The organism is Myxococcales bacterium, from assembly GCA_016717005.1.
In the GTDB taxonomy this organism is placed as follows: Bacteria; Myxococcota_A; Polyangia; order Haliangiales; family Haliangiaceae; genus UBA2376.
On sequence record JADJUF010000001.1, the window covers coordinates 111,778 to 125,575 of the forward strand.

Annotated in this window: 9 protein-coding genes; 6 read left to right on the forward strand and 3 right to left on the reverse strand. The window is 73.8% G+C overall.

Features of this window, described 5'->3' with window-relative positions; all coding sequences use genetic code 11:
• The first annotated feature begins 22 nt into the window (after positions 1 to 22).
• From IPL61_00490 to IPL61_00510, 5 genes are all read left to right on the forward strand, one after another.
• Complete coding sequence (locus IPL61_00490) at positions 23 to 1,333, forward strand: class I SAM-dependent rRNA methyltransferase (protein ID MBK9029817.1); 1,311 nt, start codon at positions 23 to 25, stop codon at positions 1,331 to 1,333.
• Positions 1,324 to 5,766 carry a hypothetical protein gene (locus IPL61_00495; protein ID MBK9029818.1) on the forward strand — a complete coding sequence of 1,481 codons (4,443 nt, stop codon included), beginning with the start codon at positions 1,324 to 1,326 and terminating at the stop codon, positions 5,764 to 5,766. Before IPL61_00490 ends, IPL61_00495 begins: the two co-directional genes overlap by 10 nt.
• Before the next feature lie 197 nt (positions 5,767 to 5,963).
• Complete coding sequence (locus tag IPL61_00500; GenBank protein MBK9029819.1) at positions 5,964 to 6,500, forward strand: DUF3750 domain-containing protein; 537 nt, start codon at positions 5,964 to 5,966, stop codon at positions 6,498 to 6,500.
• On the forward strand, positions 6,497 to 7,177 hold the full coding sequence (locus tag IPL61_00505) for a hypothetical protein (GenBank protein ID MBK9029820.1): 681 nt from the start codon (positions 6,497 to 6,499) through the stop codon (positions 7,175 to 7,177). Before IPL61_00500 ends, IPL61_00505 begins: the two co-directional genes overlap by 4 nt.
• Before the next feature lie 56 nt (positions 7,178 to 7,233).
• Positions 7,234 to 8,127: an FHA domain-containing protein gene (locus IPL61_00510; protein MBK9029821.1), complete on the forward strand. Its 894-nt coding sequence runs from the start codon at positions 7,234 to 7,236 to the stop codon at positions 8,125 to 8,127.
• 101 nt (positions 8,128 to 8,228) lie between these two features.
• On the opposite strand, the gene IPL61_00515 is transcribed toward IPL61_00510, so the two are convergent.
• Positions 8,229 to 9,977 (reverse strand): HAD-IG family 5'-nucleotidase, encoded by a 1,749-nt coding sequence (locus IPL61_00515; GenBank protein ID MBK9029822.1) that lies wholly within the window; start codon positions 9,975 to 9,977, stop codon positions 8,229 to 8,231.
• 61 nt (positions 9,978 to 10,038) lie between these two features.
• On the opposite strand from IPL61_00515, the gene hpt reads away from it, so the two are divergent.
• Positions 10,039 to 10,608 carry a hypoxanthine phosphoribosyltransferase gene (gene hpt, locus IPL61_00520; GenBank protein MBK9029823.1) on the forward strand — a complete coding sequence of 190 codons (570 nt, stop codon included), beginning with the start codon at positions 10,039 to 10,041 and terminating at the stop codon, positions 10,606 to 10,608.
• A 721-nt stretch (positions 10,609 to 11,329) separates the two neighbouring features.
• Here hpt and IPL61_00525 read toward each other — a convergent pair.
• Positions 11,330 to 12,748, reverse strand: a complete 1,419-nt coding sequence (locus IPL61_00525) for a response regulator (protein MBK9029824.1) — start codon at positions 12,746 to 12,748, stop codon at positions 11,330 to 11,332.
• Complete coding sequence (locus IPL61_00530; GenBank protein ID MBK9029825.1) at positions 12,745 to 13,794, reverse strand: zinc-ribbon domain-containing protein; 1,050 nt, start codon at positions 13,792 to 13,794, stop codon at positions 12,745 to 12,747. Before IPL61_00530 ends, IPL61_00525 begins: the two co-directional genes overlap by 4 nt.
• Between the last annotated feature and the right edge of the window lie 4 nt (positions 13,795 to 13,798).

Here is a 13,798-nt window from a genome sequence, read left to right on the forward strand (position 1 = left end):
CCCTGGCCGCGGACGGCGCGCCGTGACCCGGCCCCGACTCCGCCTGCTGCCCGCCCACGCCGCTCGGGTCGCCCGCGCCGTCGCGCTCGGGCACCCGTGGATCTACGACCGCGCGCTGCCGCCGGTCGCGGTGGCCGCCGGCACCGTCGCGGCCATCGACGCGGGCCCCGACCTCGGGGCGATCGGCTGTGGCTTCGTCGATCCCGACGCGCCGATCCGCGTGCGCGTGCTCGCCCGCGATCCCGACCAGGCCATCGACGACGACTTCTGCCGCGCCCGCGCCGAGCGCGCCGCCCGGCGACGGATCGGGGTGCCGGCCCTGGCCGGCACCGACGCCGTGCGCGCGATCCACGGCGAGAACGACGGCCTGCCCGGCCTGACCGTCGACCTCTACGCCGGCACCGCCGTGGTGGTGTTCGACGGCGGCGCGGCCGCCGCCCTGTGGCGACCGCGCCTACCGGCGATCCTGGCCGGCCTCGCCGACGGCGGCCTGATCGTCCGCGCGCGCTGGGTCCGCGGGGTCCGCGGGGTCAAGGGCGGCGGCGAGGGCGACGGCGGCCCCGAGGTCGAGATCCGGGAGCACGGCGCGCGGTTCGTCGTCGACGTCCGCGCCGGCCAGAAGACCGGCTTCTTCCTCGACCAGCGCGGCAACCGCGCCTACGTGGCGGCGCTCGCCGGCGGCGCCCGGGTGCTCAACCTGTTCGCGTACACCGGCGGCTTCTCGATCGCCTGCGGCCGCGCGCGCGCGCGCTCGGTGACCAGCGTCGACATCGCCCCGGCGGCGATCGCCGCCGCCGAGCGCCACTGGCGCGCCAACGGGCTCCCGCCCGACCGCCACCAGGCGGTGACCGCCGACTGCTTCGAGTTCCTGGCCCAGGCGGCGGCAGCCGGGCGGCGCTGGGACGTGGTCGTCGTCGACCCGCCGAGCTTCGCCGCGAGCGAGGCCGCCCGACCGGCCGCGCTGGCGGCCTACCAGCGTCTGAACCTCGCGGCGGCCGCCGTGGTCGCAGACGGTGGGGTGCTCGTCGCAGCGTCGTGCTCGAGCCACGTCACCGAGGCCGACCTGCGGGGCGTGCTGGCCGCCGTGGCGCGCGACGGCCGGTGCGCGCTGCCCATCATCGTGCCCGCGGCGCGGATCCAGATCACCCCACCCTTCCCGGATTCCCCGAAGGACGATATCTCAAGGCGTTGGTCGCCGCGGTCGAGCATCACCCGATCCCTCGCCGTACCGAACGTGCGATCCCCTACACCCCGCGCCGGCCGCCTGGCCGTCCTAGGTAATTCACGGTTGACCACCTCCGCCCACCTCCGCTACGAAGCCACATGCGCCTGATTCGCTTCGTGCAGAGACCGATCCTCGCCCTGATCGTGGTGGGCTGGGGGATCGCCCTGTCGTCCTGTTCTGGTGGTAACAGCGGCCTTGGCCTGCCTGAGTGTGAGGACGGGCGCGACAACGACGGCGACCTGCTCATCGATGAGCTCGACCCCGCCTGCATCGCCGGCTTCGATCGCGAGTCCGAGGATCCCATCAAGCTGTGCGCCGACGGCCTCGACAACGACGGCGACGGCCTGATCGACACCGCCGATCCGGGCTGCACCGACGCGAACGACAACGACGAGTACAACGCCGGCCCGCCGGCCTGCTCCGACAGGGTCGACAACGACGGCGACGGCAAGACCGACTTCCCGTTCGACCCTGGCTGCCTCAACGCCAACCAGGACAGCGAGACCGACAACTGCAACGACGGCGACCCCAGCAACTACTGCCCGCAGTGCGGCGACGGCGCCGACAATGACCGCGACGGCTCGACCGACTACCCCGCCGACAGCGGCTGCCAGAACGCGGCCGACAACGACGAGTTCGTGCTCGACACCAGCGCCTGCGGCGTCGGCACCCAGATCGGCTTCCTGCCGGCCTCGGGCATGGCCATGGGCACCGCCGGCTCCGGCATCTCCAACCTGATCTCGCCGACCTGCCAGGGCCGCGGGCAGGAGACCGTCTACGTGGTCCAGGTCGACCACTCGGTGACGATGGTGGCGTCGACCGACAGCGCCGCGACCAACTTCAACACCGTCCTGTACATCCGCGAGAGCTGCCGCGATGACGCCACCGAGCTGGCCTGCGCCGACGACATCAGCGCGACCAACACCCGGTCCGAGCTGACCGTCGACCTCACGCCCGGCGTGTACTTCCTGGTCGTCGACGCCCGCGACCTGGCGTCGTCGGGCAACTTCGCCCTGACCGTCAACTTCTACAGCGGCCCCGGCGAGGACTGCGTCGGCCCGATGGACTGCGCGCCCGGCTACGTGTGCCGCGCGGTCGCGCCGTCGACCCAGACCACGTGTGAGCACCCGGTGTGCAGCGACGGCCGCGACGACGACGCCGACGGCCACACCGACTTCCCCAACGATCCGGGCTGCACCGACGCCGACGACGGCGACGAGACCGACACCTGCCCGGCCGGCCCCGGCTGCCCGGAGTGCGGCGACGGCATCGACAACGACGGCGACGGCGACATCGACTACCCGAACGACATCGGCTGCCGCTCGGCCAACGGCGCGACCGAGCTCGACTGCTCGAGCGAGATCGACCCGCTGATCGTGATCGACGCGCCGACCTACAACGGCACGACCGTGGGCGCGTCGAACGATCAGCGCCCGACCTGCGGCTCGACCACGACCTTCACCGCCCCCGATCGGGTCCACTTCCTCGACCTGCGGGTGCCGGTCCAGACCCTGACGGTGACGATCACGCCGTCGTTCGACTCGGCGATCTCGTTCGTCGACTCGACCTGCACCACCTCGCTGGCCTGCGCCGATCCCAACACCCTGACGCGCACCGCGGTGCCCCCGGGCGCGTACGGCATCGTCGTCGACGGCTGGTCGAGCGGCAGCGGCACCTACTCGCTCAACGTCCGCGGCGACCTGACCATCGGCGCGGCCTGCAACGACCCGCTGGTCGCCGCCGGCGTGCTGGTGTGCCCCGACGGCTACGCCTGCACCGGCGCGGCCGGGTCGGAGACCTGCCAGCCGGCCGAGTGCAACGACATGATCGACCAGGACGGCGACGGCTTCAACGGCTTCCCGACCGACCCGGGCTGCGCGAGCATCTCCGACGGCGACGAGTCCGACGACTGCCCGGCGGGCCCGACCTGCCCGGCCTGCTCGAACGCGCTCGACGACGACGGCGACGGCATCACCGACTACCCGCTCGATCCCGGCTGCCAGTCGGCCGGCGGCGTCACCGAGATCGATTGCTCGACCGAGACCGACCCGCTGATCCTGGTGACCGGGCCGACCTACAGCGGCACCACCGTCGGCGCCACCAACGATCTGAGCACGACCTGCGACTCGACCACCGCGGCCGCGCCCGACCGCGTGCACTACCTGACCCTGGCGGTGCCGGTCGCGTCGCTGACCGTGACGACCGTCGCCGGGTTCGACGCCGTGACCTCGTTCACCGACGCCACCTGCTCTGCGGTGCAGCAGTGCCAGGACTTCAACCCGATCACGATGGCCAACCTGAGCCCGGGCGGCTACGGCATCGTCATGGACGGCTGGTCGGCCGGCAGCGGCACCTACTCGCTCGACATCCGCGGCACCCTCCTGCCCAACGGCGCCTGTAACGATCCGCTGGTCGCCACGGGCCTCTTGAGCTGCCCGGTCGGGTACTCGTGCGGCGGGACGCCCGGCATGGAGACCTGCCAGCCGGCCGCGTGCAACGACGCGATCGATCAGGACGGCGACGGCTTCGTCGGCTACCCGACCGACCCGGGCTGCACCAGCCCCTCGGACTCCGACGAGACCGACGACTGCCCCACCGGCCCGATGTGCCCGGTGTGCTCGAACACGCTCGACGACGACAGCGACGGCCAGGCCGACTACCCGGCCGACTTCGGCTGCGCCTCGGCCGCCGGCGCCACCGAGGTCGCGTGCGCGATCGAGACCGACCCGGTCCTCCCGATCACCGGCCCGGCCACGAGCGGCACCACGGTCGGCGCGTCCAACAGCCTGCAGCCGACCTGCGGCTCGACCGGCACCACCACCGCGCCCGAGCGCGTCCACCTGCTCAACCTGCGGGTGCCGGTCGCCAACCTGGCGGTCAACCTGGTGTCGAGCTTCGACGCCGCGACCTCGATCCGCGACGCCACGTGCGGCACCACGCTGCAGTGCTCGGACCCCAACGTGTTCGCGCGCGCCAACATGGCGCCCGGGGCCTACTCGATCGTCGTCGACGGCTGGTCGAGCGGCAGCGGCACGTACACGCTGAACCTGCGCGGCGACCTGCTCGCGGGCGGCGCCTGCAACGATCCGCTGGTCGCCGCCGGCGTGCTGTTCTGCCCCAGCGGCTACGCCTGCGGCGGCGCCGTCGGCATGGAGACGTGCCAGCCGGCCGCGTGCAACGACGCGATCGACGCTGACGGCGACGGCTTCCCGGGCTACCCGACCGACCCGGGCTGCACCAGCATCTCGGACGGCGACGAGACCGACGACTGCCCGAGCGGCCCGATGTGCCCGCAGTGCGGCAACGGGATCGACGACGACGGCGACGGCCAGAACGACTACCCGGCCGACAACGGCTGCATCTCGGCGTCCGACGCCAACGAGGTCGGCTGCGGGGCCGAGACCGACGACGTCATCATCATCACCGCCGGGGCCACGATGGGCACGACGGTCGGCGCCTCGAACAGCCTGACCCCGACCTGCGGCTCGACGTCGCACACCGCCCCCGAGCGCGTGCACCTGCTGACCCTGCCGGTGCCGGTCACGACCCTGAGCGTCAACCTGACGTCCAGCTTCGACGCCGCGACCTCGCTGCTCGACAACACCTGCGGCGCGACCTTGCAGTGCTCGGACCCCAACGCGTTCACGCGCACCAACGTGGCCGCCGGGACCTACGCCATCTCGGTCGACGGCTGGTCGACCGGCAGCGGCACGTACACCCTGAACGTCGTCGGCGACGTGGCGCTCAGCGCCCGGTGCGACCCGGCCATGGTCACCGCGGGCCTGCTGCGGTGCCCCGCCGGCGCGGCCTGCGCCGGCGCCGCCGGCGCCGAGATCTGCGTCCCGGCGGCGTGCAACGACGCCATCGACGCCGACGGCGACGGCTTCCCGGGCTACCCGACCGACCCCGGCTGCGCCAGCACCGCCGACAACGACGAGACCGACGACTGCCCGAGCGGCCCGATGTGCCCCGTGTGCGCGAATGGCCTCGACGACGACGGCGACGGGCAGATCGACTATCCGATGGACACCGGCTGCTCGGCGGCGTCGGGCACCACCGAGCTGGCGTGCGCCACCGAGGCCGATCCGATCACGACGGTGATCGGCCCGCTGACCACCGGCACCACCGTCGGCGCCGCCAACAACTTCACGCCCACGTGCCAGTCGAGCTCGCTCGGCGATCGCGTCCACATCCTGAGCCTGTCGGTGCCGGTCGCGACCTTGCGCGTCGACACCGAAAACTCGACGCTCAACGACACCGTGCTGATGGTCATGGACGCCACCTGCGGCACGGTCCTGGCTTGCGACGACGACGGCGGCCTCACGCCGGCGCTGTCGTCGCTGATCAACCTGACCAGCGTCGCGGCCGGCAACTACGCGATCGTGGTCGACACCTACGGGTTCTCGACCGAGGCGGCGTACAACCTGAACGTCCACGGCACGATCGCGTCGGGCAGCTCGTGCAACGATCCGCTGGTCGCGGCCGGCGCGCTGACGTGCGCCGTCGGCACCACCTGCCAGGCTGGCGTCTGCAGCCCGTGATCGGTAGCGCGATCGGCCCGCGCGGTCGTTGAAGGGTGGGATGACGACCGGGATGCAGGGCGGGGTGACGGGCGGGACGAGGGTCGGGACGAGGGTCGTCCTGGGCCTCGCCGTGACCGCGCTCATCGGGTGCGCGATCGGGGAGCGCCCGCTGGTGGCCCCGCGCAACGATCAGGCGACGGTGCTGCTGATCACCGGTGGCCTCGGTCGCCCGATCGAGGCCATCGCCCGGCACCCGTGGTTCGCGGTGCGGCCGGCCGGCGCCACCCAGTGGCAGATCTGGGAGGTGCGCGGCGGCGGCACCCAGGACGACCCGTTCGATCACCCGCCGTACCTCGAGCCGATCCTCCACGGGGTCTGGCGCGGCGCCGAGGCCGAGGCCGCGATCGCGTGTCTGGCCCGCGAGGCGCCGCCGTGGCTGGCCGCCCTGCGACTACCGCGGCTGGCCCGGCCCCAACAGCAACACCTTCGGCGACGTCATGCTCCGGCGCTGCGGGCTGCACGCCAGCCTGCCGGCGACCGCGATCGGCAAGGACTGGCGCGGCTGGGTCGGCGCGTCGTGGACCACCGAGGGCACGGGCTTCCAGATCGAGGCCGCGGGGTTCGGCCTGCGGCTGGGCCTGCGCGAGGGCGTCGAGGTCCACGTGCTCGGCCTGGCGTTCGGCGTCGAGCTGTGGCCGCCGGCGTTGATCGTCCCGCTGGCCGGCGGCCGGCTGGGGTTCGCCGACCGATGATCCGCGGCGCGCTGATCGCCCTGACGCTCGCGGTCACGGCCGGCTCGGCCGCGGCCCGGCCGGGCGTGCCCGGGGGCGCGGCCTGGCTGCACTACGAGGCCAGCTACGCGCACCGGCTCGACCGCGAGCAGCCGGCGCGGGCCGGCCGCGGCGTGGCGATGGCCGGGGTCCGGCTCGACGCGCTGCTCGGCGGCGGGCGCCTGGCCTACGTGGTCGGGGTCGACCTCGCCGCCGGCGCGACGGTGCCGGCCGGGTTCGCGTACCAGACGGACGTGTACCTCGGCGGGGTCGCGGTCCGGATCGGCGCGACCGGCGCGATCGGCGTCGCCGGCGGCGTCGGGGCCTCGGGCGCGGTCGGCACGCTCGACGACGGCCTCGACCTCCCGGTGACCGCGCTGCTCGAGCTGCCGCTCGGCGCGCGCCTGCGGCTGATCGGCCGCGGCCGCGCCACCTGGCTGGTCGGCGCCCCGGGCCGCGCCGGCGGCGCGGTCACCGCGCCCTGGACCGACGAGGTCGACGCGTGGCTCGGGCTGCGCTGGGGGCGGCGCTACCACGGCCTCGGCTTCCCGTCCGGCAACGGCACCTTCGTCGCGGTCAGCTATCGCGAGCGCGAAGGCGCCCGGATGGTCGGGGTCGTGCTGGGGTACTCGGTCGACCTCGGCGCGCCCCGGAGGTGACGAGCGGGGTACGCGGTGCGGCGCCGGCGCCGCCGCGCGTTATGCTGCGCCCGTCGATGCGGACCTGCGTTGTGTGCCGAGCCCCGGCCGAGACCAACCTGTGCGAGGCGTGCGCCGACGACCTCGACACGCCGACCGCGTTCGCGGCCGAGCAGATCCTGTCGACGACCGTGCGCCCCGCCGACGCCGCGCTGATCGACCGCTGGGGCCGCGTGCACCGGCTCGAGGCCACGACCGCGCTCGGGCGGGTGCCGACCGCGCGCGGGATCGCGATCATGCACGGGGTCGTGTCGCGCCAGCACGCCCAGCTCGAGCGCGACGACGGCGGCGCCTGGACCGTGCGCGATCGCGAGTCGTCCAACGGCACCCGCCGCAACGATCAACCGGTGGTCGAGCCGACCGCGCTGACCTCGGGCGACCGCCTGACCTTCGGCGGCGTCGGGCTGTACTTCGTGCGCGACGACGGCCAGCTCGCCGACGCGACGCCCGACGAGATCGCCTCGGTCACGGTGCGGCCCGAGGCCGGCCAGCCGGCGCTCGCGCTCGAGCCCGACGCGCGCGCCCCCGACGACGACACCTTCTCGGGCATGCCCTCGGTCGAGCTGCGCTTCCTCGAGGCGCCGTCGGGCGGCGGTGGCTACCTCGAGGTGCGCGCGCGCCGGGTCCAGCTCACCGACACCCAGTTCGCGATGCTCCTGATGATGGCCCAGCGGATGGCGACCGAGGCCGCCGTCCCCGAGGTCGTGCGCGGGTTCGTGCCGACCGGCCAGCTGATCGCCGATCTGCCGTGGGACACGCACGCGCCGTCGGAGAACCACCTGAAACAGCTGGTGCGGCGCGTGCGCAAGGCGCTCGACCTGGCCGGCATCGGCAACCTGGTCGAGTCGCGGCGCGGCTTCGGCTACCGGCTGCGCGTCATGCCGACCGGCCCGCTGCCGCCGTCGTCGTAGCGCCGCCGCCGATCGCGCCGCCACCGACGGTCGAGTCGCCGCGCGGCATCGACCGCGGGTCCGCGGCCGCCGTCGTCGGCGCGCCGCCGCCGATCGCGCCGCTACAGATCGTGCGGCATCGCCCGCCGCGGCGCGCGGAAGTAGCGCAGCGGCGAGTACGACAGGAAGTTCGACACCCGCGACGTGTACAGGTCGGCGTAGTCGCCGACCTGCTCGCCGAAGCGCGAGTTCTCGTTGCCCTCGCGCAGCACCGACCCCCACGACGGGTTGTACGCCCGCTCGGTGGCGTCCTCGAGCGCCTCGACCTCCTCGGCCATGAGCCGCGCGCGGTCGCGCAGGCGGTCGAGGGTGTCCTTGATCTGGGCCTTGAGCTCGTCGAGCCGGGCCACGATGTCCGGCGCGATCGTCAGCAGCTCGCCACCGCGGCTGTCGTCGGCGCCCTGCCCCGGCGCCGGCCCGGGCAGGCCGAACGAGCCCGGGCTGGCCCCGGCCGCCCGCTCGGCGTGGGCCTGGCTGGCGGCGAGCGCCGCCGCGGCGAGGCCGGGGCCGGCGGTGCCGACCGAGACCGAGGCGCCGGCCGCGACCGCGCCGACCCGCGGCACGCCCGGGCTGATCACCGCGGCCGCGTGCAGGGCCTGGGCGTCCTCGTGCAGGCGCTGGACCCGCTTGAGGCGCAGGGCCTGGAAGTCGATCTCGGACTCGAGGTTGCGGCGGCGGCGATCGAGCAGATCGAGATCGTTGATCTGGTTCTCGAGCCGGTCGGCCACCGCGATCTCGCGATCGAGCTCCTGGATGATCATCGCCGTGCGCCACATGTGCTGCTTGCGCAGCCGCAGGATGTCGCCGTAGATGTGATCGCCGATGTAGAGCGCGTTCTCGCCGTGGACGCCGGTCAGCTCCTCGAACCTGACGACGTTGCCGCCCTGGTAGACCTTGTCGCGCGCGAAGTGCTTGACCTCGCCGGGCAGGGCCCGGCCGCTGACCGGATCGAGCGCGACGAACGGATGGTGCTCGTTGAAGAACCCCGGCTTGGCGCCGCCGACGATGACCACGTCGAAGTACTGGCGCCAGCCCGGGTACGGCAGCGCGCTGCCCTCGAGCAGGAACCGCATGACCGCGTCGGTGTAGTCGTAGAGCGAGTTGGTCAGCAGGAACAGCTTCTTGCCCGAGCTGCGCAGCTTGTGCAGCGTCTCGGGCAGCTCGGGGTCCTTGACGATGTACGCCGCCAGGTCGGCCTTGATCACCGACTTGAGCGTGTCGTCGCGGTGGGCCTCGTCGATCGAGATCCGGATGTCGCCGAAGAGCTTGTCGGGGTCGACGCTGGCGCCCCCGGCCGCGGCGCGCCGCTCGAACCAGTCGATCAAGGTCAGGTACATGACCGCCTCGGGCAGCCCGAACAGCGTGTCGATCCACTCGTAGCGCGCGCTCGACAGGTCGATCTTGGCGTTGCGGTACAGCGCCCGACGCTCGTCCGAGCGCAGCAGCCGGAAGCCGTGGAAGCAGCGCCCGACGTGGCTGTGGCGATCCATCTTGAAGACGTTGCCGAGCTTGCGGTCGACCATCAGCCCGCGGATGGCGCGGTCGGGCTGGTAGGTCAGCGCCCGGATCTCGTCGGGGTAGCCGTGCTTGTCGCACAGCTTGCCCAGGGTCAGCTCGATCGACAGCTGCTCGAGCTTGTCCTGGTGGTACAGCGCCAGCGTGTAGTCCATGTCGAAGCCGATCAGCTCGACCTGGTCCATGCGCAGGTTGCGGTTGCAGAAGACCCGCCGGCGGCGCGGGACGTCGATCTCGGTCGGGGCCTCGGCGACCACGGCGCGGAGCTGAGCCTCGAGGTCATGCGGCACTGACATCCGCGCGCGATTCTAGCGTGGATCGCGCGGGGGCGCCGACCGATGCGCTACCATCGTCGCCATGGCGCCGCCGCCCTTCCCCGCCTGGAACCGCCCCGAGGACCCGTTCGTCGAGCTGATCTCGGCCGACGCGATCGCCGCCCGCGTGGCCGAGCTGGGCCGGACGATCACGGCCGACTACGTCGACGCCGGCGCCACCGATGACGTCGTCGTCCTGGGCGTGCTCAAGGGCTCGGTGCTGTTCATGGCCGACCTGATCCGGCACCTGGCCCTGCCGCTCACCGTCGAGTTCATCGGGGTCGCCAGCTACGGCGACGCGACCGCGTCGTCGGGCGTGGTCCAGATCACCCAGGACCTGACCAAGCCCATCGCCGGCAAGCACGTGCTGGTGGTCGAGGACATCGTCGACACCGGCCACACGCTGTCGTACCTGCTGTCGAACCTGGCGACCCGCGGGCCGGCCAGCCTGAAGCTGTGCTCGCTGTTGCACAAGCCCGACCGCTCGGAGCGGCCGGTCACGATCGACTACCTCGGCTTCACGATCCCCAACAAGTTCGTCGTCGGCTACGGCCTCGACGTCGCCCAGCGCTACCGCAACCTGCCGTTCATCGGGTACGTCGCGGGCACATGAGCGACGCGCCGCCCGATCCGTCGGCGCCGGCCGACGACGGCGCGCCCGGCGACGCGCCGGCCTTGGGTGCGCCGGCCGACTCCGACGCCGCGCCGGTCGACGGCGGCGCCCTCGACGCGGCCCCCGTCGACGCGGCCCCGGTCGGCGGCGACGACGATGCTCCGGCGCTGGCCGCGGCGCCGCCGGCGACGCTCGCGACCTTGCAGGCCGCCGTGGCCGAGCCGGCGCCCGCGCGCCCGGCCGCGCCGCACCACCGCCCGCGCCCGACCACGCGCGACGACGACGACCGCCCCCGGCGCCGACGCTGGCCGCTGGTCGCCGCCGGCGTCGGCACGGTCGCCGCGGCCATCGCGCTGATGGTCGTCTTGGGCCAGGTCCACAGCCAGCGCTACGCGCTGCGCTGCCACGCCAAGGACATCACCGCCGAGCGCGGCCGCAGCTTCCCGCCCTGGGGCTTCGAGCGCCTGGGCGGGCCGGCGTGGAAGCCGATCGGCATCCCGCCCGGCGCCGAGTGCACCGCGCGCGAGACCGACGATCTGGTCCAGCTCGAGGGCTGGTTCCTCGAGTACCTGACCGAGCAGGCCACGGCCAAGCTCAGCGGCGATCACGTCGGCGATCTCGATCGGGCCGAGGCCGAGCTCGAGCAGGCGCTCCTGCTGTCGCGCTCGCCCGAGCGACGGGACGCGCGCAAGGAGCTCGAGCGCCTCCGCGGCGACGTCACCTACTGGCGCGCCGCCGCCAAGGTCAAGGTGGCGGCGGCGACGCTGACCGACGCCGCCAAGGCCTTCGACGACGCAGCGGCCCAGCGGCCGCGCCACGCCAGCGACCCGGCGCGCTGGGGCGTGTTCGTGCGCCGCCTGGCCGCGGACCTGGCGGCCGGCCCCGACGGCAGCGGCGCCCCGCCCCCGAACCCGTCCGGCCCGGCGCGACCGCTGGCGCCGCCGGGCGTCGCGCTGCCGGTCGAGCCGCCGGCCCCCGAGGCCGCCGGGGACGCCGGGGTCGAGCCCGACGCGAGCCGCCGCGATCTGCCGACCGGCGGCGTGCTGATGTGATCGCGCGGCCGCGCACGGCGGCCGACCGAGGTGCTAGCCCGCGGTCTCGTTGAGCGCGCGCTCGACCTTGAGCTTGATGTCGACGAAGCGCCGCAGGAAGTCGTAGTGCTTCTCGCGGAAGTTCTGGGTGTAGCGGCGCTCGCGGGTCTTGGCGCGGAACGCCTCGGCCAGCTCGTCGAGCCGGCTGCCCAGCTCGCCCGCGTCGGCGAACGGCTGCAGGATCGGGCGCTGGCCGGCGACCTCGACCAGGTTGACGTAGCCGCCCGGCCCGGGCCGCGGAACGCCAGCGGCACGGTCTCGGGGCTCTGGCTGCGCACCGTCTGGATCACCATCGACGCCGGCAGGTCCGAGAGCTCCTCGGAGATCAGCGCGTAGTGGAACTTGTCGCTCGAGATCCGATCGAGCGCCTCGCCGCCGCTCATCGCGTGGGCGAACCGGAACCCGGGCAGGCCCACCTGCTTGAGCTCGTCGACCAGCGAGTCGACCTCGTCGACGACCAGCACCGCGAACGCGTCGAGCTCGAGCGAGCGCCCGGGGTCCTTGCCGGCGACCCGATCGGTGGCGTCGAGCGCGCGCCGCTCGGCGTCCATGAACCGCTGCAGGAACTCCTCGTGGACCGCGCGCACGTCGACCAGCACGGTGTCGACCTCGCGCCGCCCGACCGAGCGGCTGGCGGCGTCGAGCACCCGATCCTTCAGGTACGCGACCGACTCCGGCGACTTGAGGATGAGATCGATGGCCCCGGCGCGGATCGCCGCGACGGCGTCGTCGAACGAGCGCCGCGGCGTCAGGCCGATCACCATCGACGTCGGCGACGCCGCCCGGACCGTGCGGATGATCTCGAGGCCCGCGCCCGGGCTCGGCGTGTCGAGGTCGACCAGGACCACCGAGTAGAAGTGGCGGCCGAGCTCGACGACGGCGGCCTCGGGGTCCTTGACGCAGGTGACGTGCAGGCTGGCCGCGGTCAGCAGGTCGGTGACCCCGGCGTGGATGCGCTCGTCGCCGTCGACGACGAGCACCTGGGCCCCGACCAGATCACGGGTCGGCGTGGCCGACCGCGAGCCCGACAGATCGCGCCGCGTGGTCACTGGGCCGGTCCGAACCTGAAGACGCGGGAGAACTGCAGCGGTCCAGCGCCGTCATGAGGGGAGAAGGTCCACGAGCGCACCACGCCGAGGGCGCAGTCCGCCAGGGTCTGGGAGCCGGTAGTGTTGCCTTGGATCCGCACGTTGTCGGTCTGTCCAGTAGGCATGACCGACAGCGCGATGTCCACTTCCCCGACCAGCGGCTGGTCGTCCGGCAAGGCCTTGGTCGCGGTCTGGTAGCAGCGCCCGAAGCGCGACTCGGAGGTGACCGCCAGGTGGGTGAACTCGGCCTGGATCTGGTTGGCCCCGACCTCGTCGCTGGCCGCGGCGTCGATCGGCGGCGGCGTCACGCTCGCGGCGTCGATCAGCGGCGGGGGGGCCGCGGGCGCGGCGTCGAGGGCGGGCGCGACCACCGGCGTCGCAGCGTCAGGCGCCGGAGGCGTCGGCGCCGCGGGCGCGTCGGTGAGCCGGTCGTCGATCGAGCGAGCGTCGATGGCGTCGCCGGTGCTGCCGCTTCCGCTGCTGCCACCGCCAGGGCTGCCGCTGCCGCTGCCCGTGCTGGCTGTGCTGCCGCCGCCGGTGCCGCCGACGCCCGTGCTGGTGGGGTTGCCACCGCCCCCCGTGTTGCCGCCGCCGTGGCCGCCCCCGCCGGTGCTCGAACCACCACCGACCGTCGGCGCGTCGACATCGCCGCTGGCGCCGCCGCTCCCCGTCGCGACCGAGTCCGAGCCGCCCTGCGCGGTCGTCGTCGCCGGCGCCTTGGCCGGTTGGGTCCACAGCGCGACCCCGGCGACCACCAGCCCGAGGTCGAGGCCCAGCACCAGGGCGAGCCGGGCGCCGCGTCCCGAGGCCGGCACCGGCGCCAGGCTGGCCCCGCTGGGCTCGTACCGGACCGGCGCCGCGGGCATCCGCGCCACGGTCGGCGTGGTCGCCGAGGCCGCCGGCGCCCGGCCGCCGCTGACCGGGACCGCCGCCTCGATCCGCGCGCCACAGGCGCCGCAGAACTTCGCGCCGTCGACATTGGCGGCACCACAGCCCGGGCAGAACATGCCG

Bases quoted from the DNA above. Each gene is read 5' to 3' on its own strand.
- IPL61_00495 (MBK9029818.1), top strand. From the start codon at position 1,324: ATGCGCCTGATTCGCTTCGTGCAGAGACCGATCCTCGCCCTGATCGTG.
- IPL61_00505 (MBK9029820.1), top strand. From the start codon at position 6,497: ATGATCCGCGGCGCGCTGATCGCCCTGACGCTCGCGGTCACGGCCGGC.
- IPL61_00510 (MBK9029821.1), top strand. From the start codon at position 7,234: ATGCGGACCTGCGTTGTGTGCCGAGCCCCGGCCGAGACCAACCTGTGC.
- IPL61_00515 (MBK9029822.1), bottom strand. From the start codon at position 9,977: ATGTCAGTGCCGCATGACCTCGAGGCTCAGCTCCGCGCCGTGGTCGCC.
- hpt (MBK9029823.1), top strand. From the start codon at position 10,039: ATGGCGCCGCCGCCCTTCCCCGCCTGGAACCGCCCCGAGGACCCGTTC.
- IPL61_00530 (MBK9029825.1), bottom strand. From the start codon at position 13,794: ATGTTCTGCCCGGGCTGTGGTGCCGCCAATGTCGACGGCGCGAAGTTC.